Here is a 19,406-nt window from a genome sequence, read left to right on the forward strand (position 1 = left end):
CACCTATCGCGAAAACAACAGAATAACCAGCAAATGCAATCCATTATTTCTCTGGATGAAATAACGCCGCGTTTTTCAGGGCTGGATGCTCGCGCAAGGCGCTCACGGTGTAATCGACAAAACTGCGCACCCGGGTCGGCGCCTTGCGCCCGCCCTGATACACCACATGGATGGGCAGCGGCGGCAACTCGTACTCGGCGAGGACGATTTCCAGCTCACCCGAGGCGATCTTGCCGGCCACCTGATAAGACAGCACCCGAGTCAACCCAAGCCCCAAACAAGCGGCGGTGATAGCCGCCTGATTGCCGGTGACCACCAGTCGCGGCTCAGGCCTGACGCTCAAGGGTTCACCGCCCTCCAGAAACGGCCAGTTGCGCAGTTGACCGATGGCCGAGGTCGCCACCACTGGCGCACCGGCCAGCGCCTGGGGATGGGTTGGCCGCCCATGCGCGACGAAATAATCCGGCGAACCGCAGATCACTCGACGCACCTCGCCGACCCGGATCGCATGCTGGTTGCTGTCCGGCAAATCACCGATGCGGATCGCCACATCCACGCCTTCCTCGACCATGCTCACCACACGATCCAGCAACAGGGCGTTGATGGAAACGTCCGGGTATTGCGTCAGATAACCCGCCATCACCGGTGTGACAAACAGCTCGCCGAACAACACCGGCGCCGTCACCGTCAATTGCCCACGGGGCTGGGTGTGGCTGCCGGCAGCGGAGTCTTCGGCTTCCTGCACCTCGGCAAGAATCCTCCGACAGTCTTCCAGGTAACGCTGACCCGCCTCACTCAGGTGCACGCTGCGGGTGGTGCGAATCAGCAATTGCGTACCGATCCGCTGCTCCAGCGCCGCCACCGCCCGGGTGACGCTGGCCGCGGAAAGACCCAAGCGCCGCGCGGCAGCGGAAAAGCCCTGTTCCTGAGCAACGGCCGCGAAGACCTGCATTTCCTGGAAGCGATCCATGGTGTCCCCGAAGTGGATGAAAAACCGCCTCGCATTATAGGCAGTACCCGATCCTCAACGGGCATCACCTGCTGGAGCAGCCCAACGTGGCCATGCGATCAGATCAAGGCTGAGAAACCGGCTGATCGCGGGTCACTCGCGCAGCCTGCCCGGCCGCCGGCTTGACCCACGTCAGATACGCCAGCACCAGCAACCCGATCCAGACCACGCCGACAATCAATGCCGCCTGAGTGTCCGGGAAGTAACCCAGCACGCCGAACACGAACAACATGAAGGCAATCGCCGCCATGGGTGCGTACGGCCAGAACGGCACCGGGAATTTCAATTGCGCCACCTGCTCGGCCGTCATGGAACGACGCATGGCCACTTGGGTAAACAGAATCATCAGCCACACCCACACCGTGGCGAAGGTTGCGATGGAAGCGATCAGCAGGAATACGTTTTCCGGGATCAGGTAGTTCAGCAACACGCCCAGCAACAGCGCGCAGCTCATCACAATCACCGTCAGCCACGGCACGCCATTGCGCGATAGCTGAGCAAAACCTTTGGGTGCATGCCCTTGCTGAGCCAGACCGTACATCATGCGGCCCGCACCGAAGATGTCGCTGTTGATGGCCGACACCGCCGCCGAGATCACCACGATGTTCAGAATGGTGGCCGCCGAGCTGATGCCCAGATGGTCGAAAATCTGCACAAACGGGCTGCCCTGGCTGCCAATCTGCTGCCAAGGAAAAATCGACATCAGCACCAGCATTGTCAGCACGTAGAACAGCAGGATGCGCATCGGCACGGCGTTGATCGCCTTGGGCAATACACGGTGCGGATCCTTGGCTTCACCGGCGGTCACGCCGATGATCTCGATGCCGCCGAAGGCAAACATCACCACGGCAAACGAGGCGATCAGGCCGCCCACGCCGTTGGGCATGAAGCCGCCCTGGGTCCACAAGTTGCTGATATCGGTGGCCTGACCGGGGGCGGTGCTGATGCCGAACAGCATGATGCCGAAGCCGCCGAGGATCATCGCAACGATGGCCGCCACCTTGAGCAACGACAGCCAGAACTCCATTTCACCGAAGACTTTGACGTTGCACAGGTTCAGGCCGCCAACGACCGAAACGATGCCCAGCACCCAGATCCAGCGCGAGACTTCCGGAAACCAGAAGCCCATGTAAATGCCGAACGCGGTCACATCGGCCATGCCGACGATGACCATTTCGAACGCGTAGGTCCAACCGAGAATGAAGCCCGCCATGGGGCCGAGGTAGGTGCTCGCGTAATGCCCGAACGAGCCGGCGACCGGGTTGTGCACCGCCATCTCGCCCAGGGCGCGCATGACCATGAACACCGCCGCGCCACCGATCAGGTAAGCGAGCAGAACCGCTGGACCGGCCATCTGGATGGCCGAGGCAGAACCGTAGAACAACCCGGTACCGATCGCCGACCCCAGGGCCATGAAGCGAATGTGTCGGGCCGAGAGCCCGCGTTTCAAACCTTTTGCTGGCTGCTGCATTTTTCGTCCTTATTTATTGTTATTCGACGCAAAAATCGATTCGCGGGCAGGCCCGCTCCCACAGTGGTAGACATTCCAACTGTGGGACCGGGCTTGCCCGCGAAGAGGCCCTTACAGGCTAGGCAAAAGCTTGTCTGGAACCAGTTCGTTCAGACACCGCGAAGCCAGCAGTTCGGTCGCCGCATTGATGTCCGGCGCAAAGAAGCGATCCTTCTCGTAGAACGGCACTTCGCGACGCAGAATCCCACGGGCCTGTTCCAGTTTCGCCGAGGTCTTCAGGCCGTTGCGCAGGTCCAGCCCCTGCACCGCCGCCAGCCATTCCACCGCGAGAATGCCGCGAGTGTTTTCGGCCATTTCCCACAGACGCTTGCCGGCAGCCGGGGCCATCGACACGTGATCTTCCTGGTTGGCGGAGGTCGGCAGGCTGTCCACCGAATGCGGATGGGCCAGTGCCTTGTTCTCGCTGGCCAGCGCCGCAGCGGTCACCTGGGCGATCATGAAACCGGAGTTCACCCCGCCATTGGCCACCAGGAACGGCGGCAGTTGCGACATGTGCTTGTCCATCATCAACGAGATACGGCGCTCGCTGAGGGAGCCGATTTCGGCGATGGCCAGCGCCATGTTGTCAGCGGCCATGGCCACCGGCTCGGCGTGGAAGTTGCCGCCGGAAATCACGTCGCCTTCGGCCGCGAACACCAACGGGTTGTCGGACACGGCGTTGGCCTCGATGACCAGCACCTCGGCGGCCTGACGGAACTGGGTCAGGCACGCGCCCATGACTTGCGGCTGGCAACGCAGCGAGTACGGGTCCTGGACCTTTTCGCAGTTCTGGTGCGAGTCGGAGACTTCGCTGCGCTCGCCCAGCAGATCGCGGTAAGCAGCAGCGGCGTCGATCTGGCCTTTCTGACCACGGGCGGCGTGGATGCGTGCATCGAACGGCGAGCGCGAACCGAGCACCGCTTCCACCGTCAGACCGCCCAGCGCCAGCGCGCCGGCGAACAGGTCTTCACCTTCGAACAGACCGCGCAACGCGAATGCAGTGGAAACCTGCGTACCGTTGAGCAGCGCCAGACCTTCTTTCGCCGCCAGCGTCAGCGGGGCCAGACCGGCGACTTTCAGCGCCTCGGTGGCTTCCATCCACTCGCCCTTGTAGCGCGCCTTGCCCTCACCCAGCAGCACCAGCGACATGTGCGCCAATGGCGCGAGGTCGCCGGACGCACCAACCGACCCCTTCAACGGAATGTGCGGATAGACCTCGGCGTTGATCAGCGCAATCAGCGCGTCGATCACCACACGCCGGATGCCGGAGAAACCACGGCTGAGGCTGTTGACCTTGAGCACCATGATCAGGCGCACCAGCTCATCGCTGATCGGCTGGCCGACGCCGGCGGCATGGGACAACACCAGCGAACGCTGCAGGTTTTCCAGGTCTTCGCTGGCGATGCGGGTCGAGGCCAGCAGGCCGAAACCGGTGTTGATGCCGTAGGCGGTGCGGTTCTCGGCGAGGATCTGCTCGACACAGGCGACGCTGGCTTCGATCTGGGCGCTGGCGCTGTTGTCGAGGGTCAGCTTGACCGGGTGCTGATAGACGTCACGCAGTTGGGACAGGCTCAGTTGGCCGGGGATCAGGTTCAGTGCAGTCATGTTCAGGCTCCTTTAACCGAAGTAATCATCGGCAGGTTCAGCCCCTGCTCCTTGGCGCAGTCGATGGCGATCTGGTAACCGGCGTCAGCGTGACGCATCACACCGGTACCCGGATCGTTGTGCAGCACGCGAGCGATACGCTCGGCCGCTTCATCCGTACCGTCGCAGACGATCACCATGCCCGAGTGTTGCGAGAAGCCCATGCCGACGCCGCCACCGTGGTGCAGCGACACCCAGGTCGCGCCGCTGGCGGTGTTCAACAGAGCATTCAGCAGTGGCCAGTCGGAGACCGCATCCGAGCCGTCCTGCATCGATTCGGTTTCGCGGTTCGGGCTGGACACCGAGCCGGAGTCGAGGTGGTCGCGACCGATCACGATCGGTGCCGACAGCTCGCCGCGACGGACCATTTCGTTGAACGCCAGACCGAGTTTGGCGCGCTGGCCCAGGCCGACCCAGCAGATCCGCGCCGGCAGACCCTGGAAGCTGATGCGCTCGCGGGCCATGTCCAGCCAGTTGTGCAGGTGCGCGTCGTCCGGGATCAGTTCTTTGACTTTGGCGTCGGTCTTGTAGATATCCTGCGGATCACCCGACAGCGCCGCCCAGCGGAACGGGCCGATGCCACGGCAGAACAGCGGACGGATATAAGCCGGCACGAAACCCGGGAAGTCGAAGGCGTTTTCCACGCCCTCTTCCTGAGCCATCTGACGGATGTTGTTGCCGTAGTCGAAGGTCGGAATGCCTTGCTTCTGGAAGTCCAGCATGGCTTTGACGTGCACCGCCATCGACTGCTTGGCAGCCTTGATCACCGCCGCCGGTTCGGTCTTGGCGCGGGCGCGGTATTCGTCCCAGGTCCAGCCGGCCGGCAGGTAGCCATTGAGCGGGTCGTGGGCGCTGGTCTGGTCGGTGACCATGTCCGGGCGCACGCCGCGACGGACCAGCTCCGGAAGGATTTCGGCGGCGTTGCCGAGCAGCGCGATGGAGATCGCCTTGCCTTCTTTTGTGTACTTTTCAATGCGCGCCAGGGCGTCGTCGAGGTCTTTGGCCTGTTCGTCGACGTAACGGCTTTTCAGGCGGAAATCGATGCTCACCTGCTGGCATTCGATGTTCAGCGAGCAGGCACCGGCCAATGTGGCAGCGAGCGGCTGGGCGCCGCCCATGCCGCCGAGGCCCGCGGTCAGGACCCAGCGGCCCTTCAGGTTGGAATCGTAATGTTGGCGACCGGCCTCAACGAAAGTTTCGTAAGTGCCCTGGACGATGCCCTGGCTGCCGATGTAGATCCAGCTGCCGGCGGTCATCTGGCCGTACATCGCCAAACCTTTCGCGTCGAGTTCGTTGAAGTGTTCCCAGGTCGCCCAGTGCGGTACCAGGTTGGAGTTGGCGATCAGCACGCGCGGCGCATTGCTGTGGGTCTTGAACACGCCGACCGGTTTGCCGGACTGCACCAGCAGGGTTTCGTCGTCGTTCAGATTGGTCAGGCTCTCGACGATCTTGTCGTAGCACTCCCAGTTGCGCGCGGCGCGGCCGATGCCACCGTAAACCACCAGCTCTTTCGGGTTCTCGGCCACTTCCGGGTCGAGGTTGTTCATCAGCATGCGCAGCGGCGCTTCGGTCAGCCAGCTCTTGGCGGTCAGCTTATTGCCGCGCGATGCACGGATCTCAACATTGCGGAATTTTGTAGGCTTATTGTCAGTCACGAAAAAGACTCCTCAGCGATCAATTCAAACCAACCCTGGCGATGGGCAAGCGGCTTGTGCGCCCCTTGGCGCGACAAGCGAATCAGTGGACATGATGCGAAGTTTGTTTCAACTCGTATGCATACGTCTTTACTTGTACATACAAGCATATGCAATTGAACGGCCAACTTGTCGAGAAGCCATCCAGCAAAACCTGCGGATACCGCTTGGGGGCCGGATTCACGGGGCGTCGAGTGATTGAATTTTTTTCGAAGGGCGCTTTTTTGAAATCAGAGAGACTGTTTCAGGAGCGTGGCATTGCACCGCGCTGGGGTGTTCGGTAACAAAAGGTGGGAAACATGCCAAAGCCTGGAGACCCCGATGAGTCTCCGGGCTGTGGTCGTCTGGTGCGGCGTGTGGATAACTTATTCCACCGTCACCGACTTCGCCAGGTTACGCGGCTGGTCCACGTCTGTGCCTTTGAGCACCGCGACGTAGTACGACAGCAGTTGCAGCGGGATGGTGTAGAGGATCGGCGACAGAATGTCGTGGATGTGCGGCATCTGCACCACGTGGGTGCCTTCGCCGTTGGTCATCCCCGCCTTCTCGTCAGCGAACACGATCAGTTCGCCGCCACGGGCACGAACTTCCTGCAGGTTGGACTTGAGCTTCTCGAGCAGTTCGTTGTTCGGCGCCACGGTGACCACCGGCATGTCGTTATCCACAAGCGCCAGCGGGCCATGCTTCAGTTCGCCGGCAGGGTAAGCTTCGGCGTGGATATAAGAGATTTCCTTGAGTTTCAAAGCCCCTTCCATCGCGACTGGATACTGCGCACCACGCCCGAGGAACAGGGTGTGGTTTTTGTCGGCGAACAGTTCGGCGATTTTTTCCACCGTGCTGTCCATGGCCAGCGCTTCGCCCAGGCGAGTCGGCAGGCGACGCAGTTCTTCAACCAGTCGGGCTTCAACGCCTTTTTCCAGAGTGCCGCGCACCTGGCCAAGGGACAGGGTCAACAGCAACAGGCCCACCAATTGTGTGGTGAACGCTTTGGTCGAAGCCACGCCGATTTCACGACCGGCCTGGGTCAGCAGGGTCAGGTCGGATTCGCGCACCAGCGAACTGATGCCGACGTTGCAGATCGCCAGGCTGCCCAGGAAACCCAGTTCCTTGGCGTTGCGCAGGGCGGCCAAGGTGTCGGCGGTTTCGCCGGACTGGGAAATGGTGACGAACAGAGTGTCCGGCTGCACCACCACCTTGCGGTAGCGGAACTCACTGGCGACTTCGACCTGGCACGGAATCCCCGCCAGCTCTTCGAGCCAGTAACGGGCAACCATCCCGGCGTGATAGCTGGTGCCGCACGCCACAATTTGCACATTGCGCACTTTGGCGAACAGTTCGGCGGCCTGCGGGCCGAACGCCTGCACCAGCACCTGATCCGAGCTCAATCGACCTTCCAGCGTGCGTTGCACCACGGATGGCTGCTCATGGATTTCCTTGAGCATGTAGTGGCGGAACTCACCTTTGTCGGCGGCTTCGGCACCGTCGGTGTACTGCACGGTCTGGCGCTCGACGGCTTTGCCGGTCACGTCCCAGATCTGCACCTTGTCACGCTGGATTTCGGCGATATCGCCCTCTTCCAGGTACATGAAACGGTCGGTGACCTGACGCAGAGCCAGTTGGTCGGACGCGAGGAAGTTTTCGCCCAGGCCCAGACCGATCACCAGCGGGCTGCCGCTGCGAGCCGCGACCAGACGATCCGGTTGCAGCGCGTGAATGACCGCCAGACCGTAGGCGCCATGCAGTTCCTTGACGGTTGCCTTCAGGGCATCGGTCAGGTCCGGCAGCACCTTGAGCTTTTCGGTCAGCAGGTGGGCGATGACTTCGGTGTCGGTGTCGGAGGAGAACACGTAACCCTGCGCCTTGAGTTGCTCGCGCAGCGCTTCATGGTTTTCGATGATGCCGTTGTGCACCACCGCGACCTTATCCGAGAAATGCGGGTGAGCATTGCGTTCGCTTGGCGCGCCATGAGTAGCCCAGCGGGTGTGGGCGATGCCGAGACGACCCACCAGCGGATGTTCAGCCAGGGCAGCATCCAGTTCGCTGACCTTGCCCACACGACGGGTGCGTTCCAGCATGCCGTCATTGGTGTACACCGCCACACCGGCACTGTCATAACCGCGGTATTCGAGGCGCTTGAGGCCTTCGACCAGGATGGCGGTGATATTACGTTCAGCTACCGCGCCGACAATTCCACACATGCTTATTTCTCCTGACTGACCGTCGCGCAAATCAAATTGATACCGCGAGCCTGAATCTGATCCCGTGCCTCCGGCGGCAGGCGATCATCGGTGATTAGGGTATGGACACTGCTCCACGGCAGCTCCAGGTTTGGAATCTTGCGGCCGATCTTGTCGGCCTCGACCATCACGACCACTTCCCGCGCCACTTCCGCCATCACCCGGCTCAGGCCGAGCAACTCATTGAAGGTCGTGGTGCCACGCACCAGATCGATGCCGTCGGCACCGATGAACAATTGATCGAAGTCGTAAGAGCGTAGTACCTGCTCGGCGACCTGGCCCTGAAAGGATTCCGAATGGGGATCCCAGGTGCCGCCGGTCATCAGCAGGACCGGTTCATGCTCGAGTTCGCTCAGGGCATTGGCGACATGCAGGGAATTGGTCATCACCACCAGGCCCGGCTGCTGGCCGAGCTCCGGAATCATGGCAGCGGTGGTGCTGCCACTGTCGATGATGATGCGGGCGTGTTCGCGAATGCGTGTGACCGCAGCACGGGCAATCGCCTGCTTGTATTTGGAAACGTTCTGACTGACGTCTGCCACCAGTTCCTGAGGCATGGTGATCGCCCCGCCATACCGACGCAGCAACAGACCGTGGCTTTCCAGTGCGGCCAGATCCTTGCGAATCGTAACCTCCGAGGTTTCGAAACGCTTGGCGAGCTCGTCGACACTGACTTCGCCCTGCTCATTGAGCAAGGCCAGAATATTGTGGCGACGTTGGGGTGTATTGCGTTTCGACATGGCGAGCTAAGTTTCGATTCGAAAGATAATGAAAGCAATCAAAACCTATCGAAGCAGAACCGTCAAGCCGATGACGAAAAAAAATCGCTGCCCGAGGGCAGCGATCCTTTGCCTTGAACCACTGTGGATAACTCAGCTCTTCTTGATCTTCTCCGGCCGCTTCCAGCCATCGATGTTCTTCTGTCTTGCACGAGCGACCGCCAATTGAGCGTTATCCACATTCTGGGTGATGGTCGAACCGGCCGCCGTGGTCGCACCGGCAGAGATATCCACAGGCGCCACCAGCGAATTGTTGGAACCGATGAACACATCTTCGCCCAACACGGTTTTCCACTTGTTGGCGCCATCGTAATTACAGGTGATGGTGCCAGCGCCGATGTTGGTACGGGCACCGATCTCGGCATCGCCCAGATAAGTCAGGTGCCCGGCTTTCGCGCCTTCGCCCATACGGGCGTTTTTCAGCTCGACGAAGTTACCCACATGGGCACGGGCCTCGAGCACAGTGCCCGGACGCAGACGGGCAAACGGGCCGGCGTCGCTGTTTTCACCCAGCACCGCACCTTCGATATGGCTGTTGGCCTTGATGACAACGCCTTTGCGCAAGGTGCTGTCCTTGATCACACAGTTCGGGCCGATCACCACGTCGTCTTCGATGACGACTTTGCCTTCGAGAATGACGTTGATGTCGATCAACACATCGCGACCGACGGTCACTTCACCACGCACATCAAAGCGGGCCGGGTCACGCAGGGTTACCCCCTGAGCCATCAGCCGACGGCCAGCGCGCAACTGATAGTGGCGCTCCAGTTCGGACAGTTGCCTGCGATCATTGGCGCCCTGCACCTCCATCGGATCGTGGGGCTGCTCGGTCGCGACCACCAGGCCGTCGCCCACCGCCATTTCAATCACGTCGGTCAGGTAATACTCGCCCTGGGCGTTGTTGTTCGACAGGCGTCCCATCCAGTCCGCCAGATGGCTGGCAGGTACCGCGAGAATCCCGGTATTGCCTTCTGTGATCGCGCGTTGGGCTTCAGTGGCATCCTTGTGCTCGACGATTGCCGCAACCTTACCGTTCGCATCGCGCACGATGCGGCCGTAACCGGTCGGGTCATCCAGTTCGACGGTCAGCAATCCCATCTGGCCAGGAACGACATGCTCAAGCAGACGCTGCAGGGTTTCGACTTCGATCAGCGGCACGTCACCATAGAGAATCAGAACGGTGTCGGACTTGATGAACGGTACGGCCTGGGCAGTTGCGTGGCCGGTGCCCAATTGCTTGTCCTGCAGCACGAAATTGAGGTCATCGGCAGCCAGACGTTCGCGCACCACATCGGCGCCATGACCGATGACCACGTGAATGCGCTGCGGATCGAGTTGACGGGCGCTGTGGATAACATGGCCGAGCATGGAATCGCCGGCAATCGGGTGCAGCACTTTCGGCAGTGCCGAACGCATGCGGGTGCCTTGACCGGCCGCGAGGATTACGATTTCAAGAGACATGACTGCTACCAATCCTGGGTGGTCAGCAACTGCGACCGGGTTTGTAGAATTCGGAAAAGAAAAAAGGGTAGCCGAGGCTACCCTTTTTTATCAATCGCACAACAAGCGGACTGACGGATCAACCGCCAAACTTCTTGCGGATCTGCTGGACGGTGCGCAGCTGGGCTGCGGCCTCGGCCAGACGTGCGGACGCAGCTCCGTAGTCGAAATCTGCGCTCTTCTCATGCAGAGCGGCCTCGGCAGCCTTGAGAGCTGCTTGAGCCTGAGCTTCATCCAGGTCGGCGGCACGTTGCACAGTGTCGGCAAGAACCTTGACCATGTTCGGCTGAACCTCGAGGAAACCACCGGAGATGTAGAACACCTCGGCTTCCCCGCCTTGCTTGATCAGGCGGATCGGGCCCGGCTTGAGATTCGTGATCAGCGGCGCGTGGCCCAGAGCGATACCAAGATCACCCAGAGCACCGTGCGCAATCACCATCTCGACCAGGCCGGAGAAGATTTCCCCTTCCGCGCTGACGATATCGCAATGGACTGTCATAGCCATCTGATTGCCTCAACCTAAATTAGCGCCCGTTGCCGGGCGCCGGGATTACAGTTTCTTGGCTTTCTCGATCGCTTCTTCGATGCCGCCGACCATGTAGAACGCTTGTTCTGGCAGGTGGTCGTAGTCACCGTTGAGGATGCCTTTGAAGCCAGCAATGGTGTCTTTCAGGGAAACGTATTTACCCGAAGCACCGGTGAAGACTTCAGCCACGAAGAACGGCTGCGACAAGAAGCGCTGGATCTTACGAGCACGGTTTACCAACTGCTTGTCGGCTTCCGACAGCTCGTCCATACCCAGGATCGCGATGATGTCCTTCAGTTCTTTGTAACGCTGCAGCACGTACTGAACGCCACGAGCGGTCTCGTAGTGATCGTTGCCGATCACGTTCGGGTCCAGCTGACGCGAAGTCGAGTCCAGTGGGTCTACCGCCGGGTAGATACCCAGGGAAGCGATGTCACGGGACAGAACGACAGTAGCGTCCAGGTGAGCAAACGTGGTCGCTGGCGACGGGTCAGTCAAGTCGTCCGCTGGTACGTATACGGCCTGGATCGAAGTAATCGAACCTTGCTTGGTCGAAGTGATGCGCTCTTGCAGCACGCCCATCTCTTCAGCCAGAGTCGGCTGGTAACCTACTGCCGAAGGCATACGGCCCAGCAGTGCGGATACTTCGGTACCGGCCAGGGTGTAACGATAGATGTTGTCGACGAACAGCAGAACGTCGTTACCTTCGTCACGGAACTTCTCGGCCATGGTCAGGCCGGTCAGCGCTACGCGCAGACGGTTTCCCGGTGGCTCGTTCATCTGACCGTAGACCAGGGCTACCTTGTCGAGAACGTTGGAGTCCTTCATCTCGTGGTAGAAGTCGTTACCCTCACGAGTACGCTCACCCACACCGGCGAACACGGAATAACCGCTGTGCTCGATGGCGATGTTACGGATCAGTTCCATCATGTTTACGGTCTTGCCTACACCGGCACCACCGAACAGACCGACTTTACCGCCCTTGGCGAACGGGCAAACCAGGTCGATAACCTTGATGCCTGTTTCCAGCAGCTCGTTGCCGCCAGCTTGTTCTGCGAAGGAAGGAGCGGCGCGGTGGATACCCCAGCGCTCTTCTTCGCCGATCGGGCCAGCTTCGTCGATCGGGTTGCCCAGTACGTCCATGATCCGGCCCAGAGTCGCTTTACCGACCGGTACGGAGATGGCTGCGCCAGTGTTGTTGACGTCCAGACCGCGCTTCAAGCCTTCGGTGGAGCCCATCGCAATGGTACGAACCACGCCGTCGCCCAGCTGCTGCTGAACTTCCAGAGTGGTTTCGGCGCCTTGAACCTTCAAGGCGTCGTAGATGCTCGGTACGCTGTCGCGTGGAAATTCCACGTCGATAACGGCGCCGATGATTTGAACGATACGTCCGCTACTCATAGCTGGATCCTCTGAATATTTGAACCGTTAAACCGCGGCAGCGCCGCCGACGATTTCCGAGATCTCTTGGGTGATCGCAGCCTGACGCGCCTTGTTGTAGATCAGCTGCAAATCGCTGATCAAATCACCGGCGTTGTCGGTAGCGTTCTTCATCGCGATCATCCGCGCAGCTTGTTCGGCCGCGTTGTTCTCGACCACCGCCTGGTACACCTGCGACTCCACGTAACGCACCATCAAGCCGTCAAGCAGCTCTTTGGCGTCTGGTTCGTAGAGGTAGTCCCAGTGGTGCTTGAGATCCTGATCCGGGGTCGCTACCAGTGGAATCAACTGCTCCACGGTAGGCTGTTGCGTCATGGTGTTGATGAACTTGTTGGATACCACGGACAGGCGGTCAATACGGCCGTCCAGATAGGCATCCAGCATCACCTTGACGCTGCCGATCAGATCATTAATCGACGGCTCTTCACCCAGGTGGCTGATAGCTGCAACGACGTTACCGCCGAAGTTGCGGAAAAAGGCCGCACCCTTGCTACCAACGACACACAGATCAATCTCGACGCCGTTTTCGCGGTTTACCGCCATGTCCTTGACCAGGGCCTTGAACAGGTTGGTGTTCAAGCCGCCGCACAGACCACGGTCACTGCTCACCACGACATAGCCGACACGCTTGATGGCGCGGTCGATCATGAACGGATGGCGGTATTCCGGGTTGGCGTTGGCCAGATGCCCAATTACCTGGCGGATACGCTCCGCATAAGGACGGCTAGCAGCCATGCGCATTTGTGCCTTGCGCATTTTGCTGACCGCCACTTTTTCCATGGCGCTGGTAATTTTTTGCGTGCTTTTGATGCTCGCAATCTTACTGCGAATCTCTTTTGCGCCTGCCATGTAACACCTATCAGGTTAGCAAGCGGGAGCCTTGCGGCTCCCGCTGCGGCTTACCAGGTTTGGGTGGCCTTGAACTTCTCGATACCAGCCTTCAGGCCAGCGTCGATTTCGTCATTGAAGTCACCTTTAACGTTGATCTTCGCCATCAAATCGGCGTGATCGCGGTTGAAGAAAGCAATCAGCGCTTGTTCGAAGCTGCCGATCTTGGCGATTTCAATGTCAGTCAGGAACCCACGCTCAGCGGCATACAGCGACAGCGCCATGTCAGCGATCGACATTGGTGCGTATTGCTTCTGCTTCATCAGCTCGGTAACGCGCTGACCATGCTCAAGTTGCTTGCGGGTCGCTTCGTCCAGGTCAGAAGCGAACTGGGCGAATGCCGCCAGTTCACGGTACTGAGCCAGAGCGGTACGGATACCACCGGACAGCTTCTTGATGATCTTGGTCTGAGCGGCACCACCCACACGGGATACCGAAACACCGGCGTTCACTGCAGGGCGGATGCCCGAGTTGAACATGGCCGATTCCAGGAAGATCTGACCGTCGGTGATGGAAATCACGTTGGTCGGAACGAACGCGGAAACGTCGCCAGCCTGGGTTTCGATGATCGGCAGTGCGGTCAGGGAACCGGTTTTTCCGGTCACTGCGCCGTTGGTGAACTTCTCAACGTATTCTTCCGAAACGCGGGATGCGCGCTCCAGCAGACGGGAGTGGAGATAGAACACGTCGCCTGGGTAAGCTTCACGGCCTGGTGGACGGCGCAGCAGCAGGGAAATCTGGCGGTAAGCCACTGCTTGCTTGGACAGATCGTCATAAACGATCAGCGCGTCTTCACCGCGGTCGCGGAAGAATTCACCCATGGTGCAACCGGAGTACGGTGCCAGGAATTGCAGTGCTGCAGATTCCGAAGCGCTCGCTGCAACGATGATGGTGTTAGCCAGTGCACCGTTTTCTTCCAGCTTGCGAACCACGTTGGCGATGGTCGATTGTTTCTGACCGATTGCCACGTAGACGCAGAAAATGCCGCTGTCTTTCTGGTTGATGATCGCGTCGATCGCCAGAGCGGTTTTACCGATCTGACGGTCACCGATGATCAGCTCACGCTGGCCACGGCCGACAGGGATCATGGCATCGACAGCCTTGTAGCCAGTCTGTACAGGCTGGTCTACCGACTTACGCCAGATCACGCCCGGAGCAACTTTCTCGACCGCGTCGGTCTCGGTGTTGCCCAGTGGACCTTTGCCGTCAACAGGGTTACCCAGTGCGTCGACAACGCGACCCAGCAGTTCCTTACCAACCGGAACTTCGAGGATGCGGCCAGTGCACTTGGCGCTCATGCCTTCAGCCAGACTGGTGTATGCGCCCAGTACAACGGCACCTACGGAGTCTTGCTCCAGGTTGAGGGCCATACCGTAGACGCCGCCCGGAAACTCGATCATCTCGCCGTACATGACGTCGGCCAGACCGTGAATCCGCACGATACCGTCAGATACGCTGACGACAGTGCCTTCGTTACGGGCTTGGGAGGTCACATCGAGCTTTTCGATGCGGCCCTTGATAATTTCACTTATTTCGGAAGGATTGAGTTGCTGCATTGCTCTGCTGCCCCTTCAAACTCAAGATTTCAATGCTTCGGCAAGTTTCGCGATTTTGCCGCGAATCGAGCCATCGATAACCAGGTCGCCGGCGCGGATAACGACACCACCTATAAGGGCAGCATCCTCCGCAACTTGCAGGCGCACTTCCCGGTTGAGTCGTGCACTGAGAACCTTGGCGAGTTTGTCTTGCTGTTCTTGGTTCAATGCAAAAGCACTGGTCACTTCAACGTCTACCGATTTCTCTTGCTCGGCCTTGTACAGGTCGAACAGAGCGGCGATCTCCGGCAGAAGCGGGAGACGGTCGTTTTCGGCAACGACATTGATGAAGTTCTGTGCCTTGGCATCAAACTTGTCGCCGCACACGTCAATGAACGTGGCGGCCTTTTCTGCGCTCGTCAGTCGCGGGGCCTTGAGCACGCGCTGCATGGTGTCGTCTTGCGACACCGCTGCTGCCAGGCCGAGCATGGCTGACCAATTGGCCAGTTGCTGGTGGGCCTGAGCGTGCTCGAAGGCCGCCTTAGCGTAAGGTCGGGCCAACGTGGTCAGTTCTGCCATGATCGCCCTCGCTTAGATTTCAGCAGCCAGTTGGTTAACCAGCTCTGCGTGCGCGTTTTGATCGATTGTGGCACCCAGGATCTTCTCGGCGCCGCCGACAGCCAGCAAGCCCACTTGGGCGCGCAGCTTGTCTTTGACACTGTTCAGTTCCTGTTCGATCTCGGCTTGAGCCTGAACCTTCACACGGTCAGCGTCGACGCGGGCCTTTTCAACGGCCTCTTCGACAATCTGGTTACCGCGTTTCTTGGCTTGCTCGATGATTTCAGCTGCCTGAGCTTTCGCTTCGCGCAGTTGCTGACCCGCTTTCTCTTGGGCCAACTCCAGGTCGCGAGCTGCACGGCTGGCAGCGTCCAGACCATCAGCGATCTTCTTTTGACGTTCATGCAGAGCTGCGATGACCGGAGGCCATACGAACTTCATGCAGAACAGTACAAAAATCAGGAACGCAACGGACTGGCCAATCAGGGTCGCATTAATGTTCACGCCAACACCTCGCAGTTACGTTGTCCATCACATCAAATTACTCGGAAGAATCCGGGTAATTAGCCAGCGATCTGACCAACGAACGGGTTCGCAAAGGTGAAGAACAGAGCGATACCAACACCGATCATGGTTACGGCGTCGAGCAGACCGGCAACGATGAACATTTTAACTTGCAGCATTGGAACCATTTCTGGCTGACGCGCTGCGCCTTCCAGGAACTTGCCGCCCAGCAGGCCGAAACCAATTGCGGTACCCAGTGCGCCCAGGCCGATCAACAGTGCAACAGCGATAGCGGTTAGACCAACTACAGTTTCCATCTTTCCTCCCGACTTTTACGTCGTATGGTTTAGGTTTTTTAGATTAAAGCGGTAAAACAAATCGTTTCATGGTGCCCCGTGAGGAGCCCCTCCCCGTTTTACCGGGAAGGACATCAGACTAGTCGAGACTGGTCTTAATGGTTTTCTTCGTGCGCCATCGACAGGTAGACGATGGTCAGCATCATGAAGATGAACGCCTGCAGGGTAATGATCAGGATGTGGAACACAGCCCACGCCCACTGCAGAACAACGCCCAGGCCGCTGAGCCAGAGCAGGCCGCTGCCGAACATCACAGCGATCAGGATGAACACCAGTTCGCCGGCATACATGTTGCCGAACAGACGCAGAGCCAGAGAGATCGGTTTGGCGATCAGGGTCACGAATTCCAGCAGGAAGTTCACCGGGATCAGCAGCGCCTGAACGAAGATGTTATTGCTGCCGAACGGGTGCAGGGTCAGCTCGCCGATGAAGCCGCCGAGGCCCTTGACCTTGATGCTATAGAAAATGATCAGTGCGAAAACCGAGAACGCCATGCCCAGAGTCGCGTTCGGGTCGGTGGTCGACACGGCACGGAACGGGATGTGGTGGTCGCCGGAGATCAGGATGGCCAGCTGAGGAATCCAGTCGACCGGTACCAGGTCGACGGCGTTCATCAGGAACACCCAGACGAAGATGGTCAGTGCCAGCGGTGCGATCACCGGGCTACGGCCATGGAAGCTGTCTTTCACGCTGCCATCGACGAATTCGACCAACACTTCAACGAAGTTCTGCAGTGCCCCCGGCTGACCGGAAGTCGCCTTCTTGGCCGCCATGCGGAAAAGAAGGACGAAGATCAGACCCAGCGCGACCGACCAGCCGAGGGTATCGACGTGGAAAGCCCAGAAGCCCATTTCCTTGGCTTCTGCTGCGGTGTGGGCAAAGCCCCAGCCGCCGTTGGGTAGCTGACCGAAGGTCAGGTTCTGCAAGTGGTGCTGGATATAGCCCGAAGCGGTTGTTTCTGCCATGGTTGCCTCAAACGCCCTAAGGTCTCGAAAGTCTTGTTCTCATCAGCAGGGGAGCGAACCAGCTGACCGACTGAGTCAGCACGAAGGCGCCGAATACAGCGATCGGCGCCAGTGGCTTCACACCTGCAAACACCAGTGCAAACAGCACTGCCGTCAAAATCAGTTTGCCTGCCTCGCCGGCATAGAAAGACCGGACGATGGACTGGGCTGCTCGGGCGCCGGAAAACCGAAATGCCTTGTGAGCGAAATAAACATTGGGCAGCAAGGCTATCAGGCCTCCGCAAAGTCCCGAGTATCCGGCAACGACTCCGTGCCATTGCCAGAGCGCCAAAGCGGCAATGAGCAAAATGACAAATTGAGCCATCAACACCGGAAAAACCGCCAGGCGATGGAACGGCAGGCGGTTTGGCTTGCGGGTTTCCATCACTTTTGCTCTCCAATGGTCGGCTGCCGAAATTCAATAACTTGGCATAATTTGTGCCGACAAAATGCGCGCAGAGTATAGGGGCGGTTCTGCCCCTATTCAACTGTCAGGTAGTGATTTCCGACTGCGCGCTACAAGAGGAATTGTTTCAGCGGATGTGTGCAAGCACACCCTGAAGCTCATCGAGGGAGTTGTAACCGATCACCAACTGACCCTTTCCCTTCTTCCCGTGGCGGATCTGCACCGCAGAGCCTAGGCGCTCGGCCAGACGTTGCTCGAGGCGAGCGATATCCGGGTCCGGTTTTGCAGGTTCCACAGGCTCGGGTTTGCCACTCAACCACTGACGAACCAGTGCCTCAGTTTGGCGCACGGTGAGACCGCGTGCGACAACATGTCGCGCCCCTTCCACCTGCTGATTGTCCGGCAGACCGAGCAATGCACGGGCATGACCCATTTCCAGGTCGCCGTGGGACAGCATGGTCTTGATGACTTCCGGCAGCGCAATCAGGCGCAACAGGTTGGCCACGGTGACGCGGGACTTACCCACAGCCTCGGCCACCTGTTGCTGAGTGAGCTGGAATTCCTGCTGCAGGCGCTGCAGGGCCACCGCTTCTTCGATCGGGTTCAGGTCTTCGCGCTGGATGTTCTCGATCAGTGCAATGGCGATCGCGGTTTCATCCGGCACATCACGGACCATGGCCGGGATGGTTTCCTGCCCGGCCTGCTGGCTGGCGCGCCAGCGACGTTCACCGGCAATGATTTCAAATCGGCCACCACCAATCGGGCGAACCACGATCGGCTGCATCACGCCCTGAGCCTTGATCGACTGCGCCAGCTCTTCCAGCGCCTGCGGATCCATGTCCCGGCGTGGCTGATACTTGCCGCGTTGCAGCAGGTCCAGCGGCAGGTGCTGCAACTCACGGCTGTCAGCCTGCGCCGCTTGTTCTTCCAGCGAGCTGACAGTCGGACCGCTCAGCAGTGCATCCAGTCCTCGTCCGAGACCTCGTTTCTTGACGGCCATGGGGATTCCTTAAGTTGGCTGGGCAGCGGCGATGCGTGAATTTTTGCGCTGACGGCGAACCATCTCGCCCGCCAGGGCCAGATAGGCCAGCGCGCCACGCGATTGCTTGTCGTAAGCCAGCGCCGGCATGCCGTAGCTCGGTGCTTCGGCCAGGCGAATGTTGCGCGGGATCACCGTGTCGTACAGCTGATCGCCGAAGTGTTCCTTGAGCTGGGCCGATACATCATTCATCAGGCTCAGGCGTGGGTCGTACATGGTACGCAGCAGACCTTCGACCTTCAGGTTCGGGTTCAGCAGTTCGGCGATGCGCTTGATGTTATCCACAAGGTCGCTCAGACCTTCGAGCGCAAAGTATTCGCACTGCATGGGGATAATCACCCCGTCAGCGGCGACCAGTGCGTTCAGCGTGAGCATCGACAGCGACGGCGGGCAGTCGATCAGAATGTAATCGTAGTTTTCACGGATCGGCGCCAGCGCGCTGCGCAGACGGCTCTCCTTCATCTGCATTTCCAGCAGCACCACTTCGGCGGCCGTCAGGTCGCGGTTGGCGGGCAGCAGTTGATAACCGCCGTGTTCCGAGAAGTGCATGGCCTGCGCCAGATCGCATTCGCCGATCAGCAGGTCGTAGACCGAGTTTTCCAGGCCATGTTTATCCACACCGCTACCCATGGTGGCGTTGCCCTGTGGATCGAGATCGATCAACAGCACCCGGCGCTTGGTCGCGACCAGGGATGCTGCGAGGTTGATGCAGGTGGTGGTCTTGCCCACACCACCCTTCTGGTTCGCTATCGCGAATACCTTAGCCATTCTTGCTTG

At 59.5% G+C, this 19,406-nt stretch carries 18 protein-coding genes; all 18 read right to left on the minus strand.

Annotation, left to right across the window (positions count from 1 at the left end; genetic code table 11):
* Nucleotides 1–43: 43 nt before the first annotated feature.
* The 18 genes from ACSPX5_RS23710 to ACSPX5_RS23795 all read right to left on the minus strand — a co-directional run bounded on the left by ACSPX5_RS23710 (nucleotide 44) and on the right by ACSPX5_RS23795 (nucleotide 19,397).
* The gene (locus tag ACSPX5_RS23710) at nucleotides 44–970 is read right to left on the minus strand and encodes a LysR family transcriptional regulator (RefSeq protein WP_169432567.1); all 927 of its coding nucleotides are present in this window, start codon (nucleotides 968–970) and stop codon (nucleotides 44–46) included.
* Between the two features lie 103 nt (nucleotides 971–1,073).
* Entirely contained in the window at nucleotides 1,074–2,480 is a 1,407-nt protein-coding gene (locus ACSPX5_RS23715; protein ID WP_207865350.1) for an amino acid permease, read from the minus strand.
* Nucleotides 2,481–2,591: 111 nt separating this feature from the next.
* A complete protein-coding gene (hutH, locus tag ACSPX5_RS23720) occupies nucleotides 2,592–4,124 on the minus strand; it encodes a histidine ammonia-lyase (protein WP_439820371.1) in 1,533 nt (510 codons plus the stop codon).
* Nucleotides 4,125–4,126: 2 nt separating this feature from the next.
* The gene (gene hutU / locus ACSPX5_RS23725) at nucleotides 4,127–5,818 is read right to left on the minus strand and encodes a urocanate hydratase (protein ID WP_207865348.1); all 1,692 of its coding nucleotides are present in this window, start codon (nucleotides 5,816–5,818) and stop codon (nucleotides 4,127–4,129) included.
* Nucleotides 5,819–6,222: 404 nt separating this feature from the next.
* A complete protein-coding gene (gene glmS, locus ACSPX5_RS23730) occupies nucleotides 6,223–8,055 on the minus strand; it encodes a glutamine--fructose-6-phosphate transaminase (isomerizing) (RefSeq protein WP_439820372.1) in 1,833 nt (610 codons plus the stop codon).
* Between the two features lie 2 nt (nucleotides 8,056–8,057).
* Entirely contained in the window at nucleotides 8,058–8,834 is a 777-nt protein-coding gene (locus tag ACSPX5_RS23735) for a DeoR/GlpR family DNA-binding transcription regulator (protein WP_323159637.1), read from the minus strand.
* A gap of 132 nt (nucleotides 8,835–8,966) precedes the next feature.
* Nucleotides 8,967–10,334: a bifunctional UDP-N-acetylglucosamine diphosphorylase/glucosamine-1-phosphate N-acetyltransferase GlmU gene (glmU, locus tag ACSPX5_RS23740; RefSeq protein ID WP_169432573.1), complete on the minus strand. Its 1,368-nt coding sequence runs from the start codon at nucleotides 10,332–10,334 to the stop codon at nucleotides 8,967–8,969.
* 118 nt (nucleotides 10,335–10,452) lie between these two features.
* Complete coding sequence (locus ACSPX5_RS23745; RefSeq protein ID WP_007954164.1) at nucleotides 10,453–10,878, minus strand: F0F1 ATP synthase subunit epsilon; 426 nt, start codon at nucleotides 10,876–10,878, stop codon at nucleotides 10,453–10,455.
* 45 nt (nucleotides 10,879–10,923) lie between these two features.
* Nucleotides 10,924–12,300, minus strand: a complete 1,377-nt coding sequence (atpD, locus tag ACSPX5_RS23750) for a F0F1 ATP synthase subunit beta (protein ID WP_007954162.1) — start codon at nucleotides 12,298–12,300, stop codon at nucleotides 10,924–10,926.
* 27 nt (nucleotides 12,301–12,327) lie between these two features.
* Nucleotides 12,328–13,188, minus strand: a complete 861-nt coding sequence (gene atpG / locus ACSPX5_RS23755) for a F0F1 ATP synthase subunit gamma (protein WP_008084419.1) — start codon at nucleotides 13,186–13,188, stop codon at nucleotides 12,328–12,330.
* 50 nt (nucleotides 13,189–13,238) lie between these two features.
* On the minus strand, nucleotides 13,239–14,783 hold the full coding sequence (atpA, locus tag ACSPX5_RS23760) for a F0F1 ATP synthase subunit alpha (RefSeq protein WP_041073579.1): 1,545 nt from the start codon (nucleotides 14,781–14,783) through the stop codon (nucleotides 13,239–13,241).
* A 21-nt stretch (nucleotides 14,784–14,804) separates the two neighbouring features.
* A complete protein-coding gene (locus tag ACSPX5_RS23765; protein WP_007911956.1) occupies nucleotides 14,805–15,341 on the minus strand; it encodes a F0F1 ATP synthase subunit delta in 537 nt (178 codons plus the stop codon).
* A 12-nt stretch (nucleotides 15,342–15,353) separates the two neighbouring features.
* Nucleotides 15,354–15,824, minus strand: a complete 471-nt coding sequence (locus tag ACSPX5_RS23770) for a F0F1 ATP synthase subunit B (protein WP_007954149.1) — start codon at nucleotides 15,822–15,824, stop codon at nucleotides 15,354–15,356.
* A gap of 59 nt (nucleotides 15,825–15,883) precedes the next feature.
* A complete protein-coding gene (atpE, locus tag ACSPX5_RS23775) occupies nucleotides 15,884–16,141 on the minus strand; it encodes a F0F1 ATP synthase subunit C (protein ID WP_003097235.1) in 258 nt (85 codons plus the stop codon).
* 134 nt (nucleotides 16,142–16,275) lie between these two features.
* The gene (gene atpB, locus ACSPX5_RS23780) at nucleotides 16,276–17,145 is read right to left on the minus strand and encodes a F0F1 ATP synthase subunit A (protein ID WP_439820373.1); all 870 of its coding nucleotides are present in this window, start codon (nucleotides 17,143–17,145) and stop codon (nucleotides 16,276–16,278) included.
* 16 nt (nucleotides 17,146–17,161) lie between these two features.
* Nucleotides 17,162–17,569, minus strand: a complete 408-nt coding sequence (locus ACSPX5_RS23785) for a F0F1 ATP synthase subunit I (RefSeq protein WP_003229783.1) — start codon at nucleotides 17,567–17,569, stop codon at nucleotides 17,162–17,164.
* A gap of 148 nt (nucleotides 17,570–17,717) precedes the next feature.
* Nucleotides 17,718–18,590, minus strand: coding sequence for a ParB/RepB/Spo0J family partition protein (locus ACSPX5_RS23790; RefSeq protein ID WP_011336720.1), 873 nt, complete (start codon nucleotides 18,588–18,590; stop codon nucleotides 17,718–17,720).
* 9 nt (nucleotides 18,591–18,599) lie between these two features.
* Nucleotides 18,600–19,397 carry a ParA family protein gene (locus ACSPX5_RS23795; RefSeq protein WP_085713099.1) on the minus strand — a complete coding sequence of 266 codons (798 nt, stop codon included), beginning with the start codon at nucleotides 19,395–19,397 and terminating at the stop codon, nucleotides 18,600–18,602.
* Nucleotides 19,398–19,406: the final 9 nt, after the last annotated feature.

Source organism: Pseudomonas sp. HLG18, assembly GCF_051903985.1.
Lineage (GTDB): Bacteria > Pseudomonadota > Gammaproteobacteria > Pseudomonadales > Pseudomonadaceae > Aquipseudomonas > Aquipseudomonas fluorescens_BT.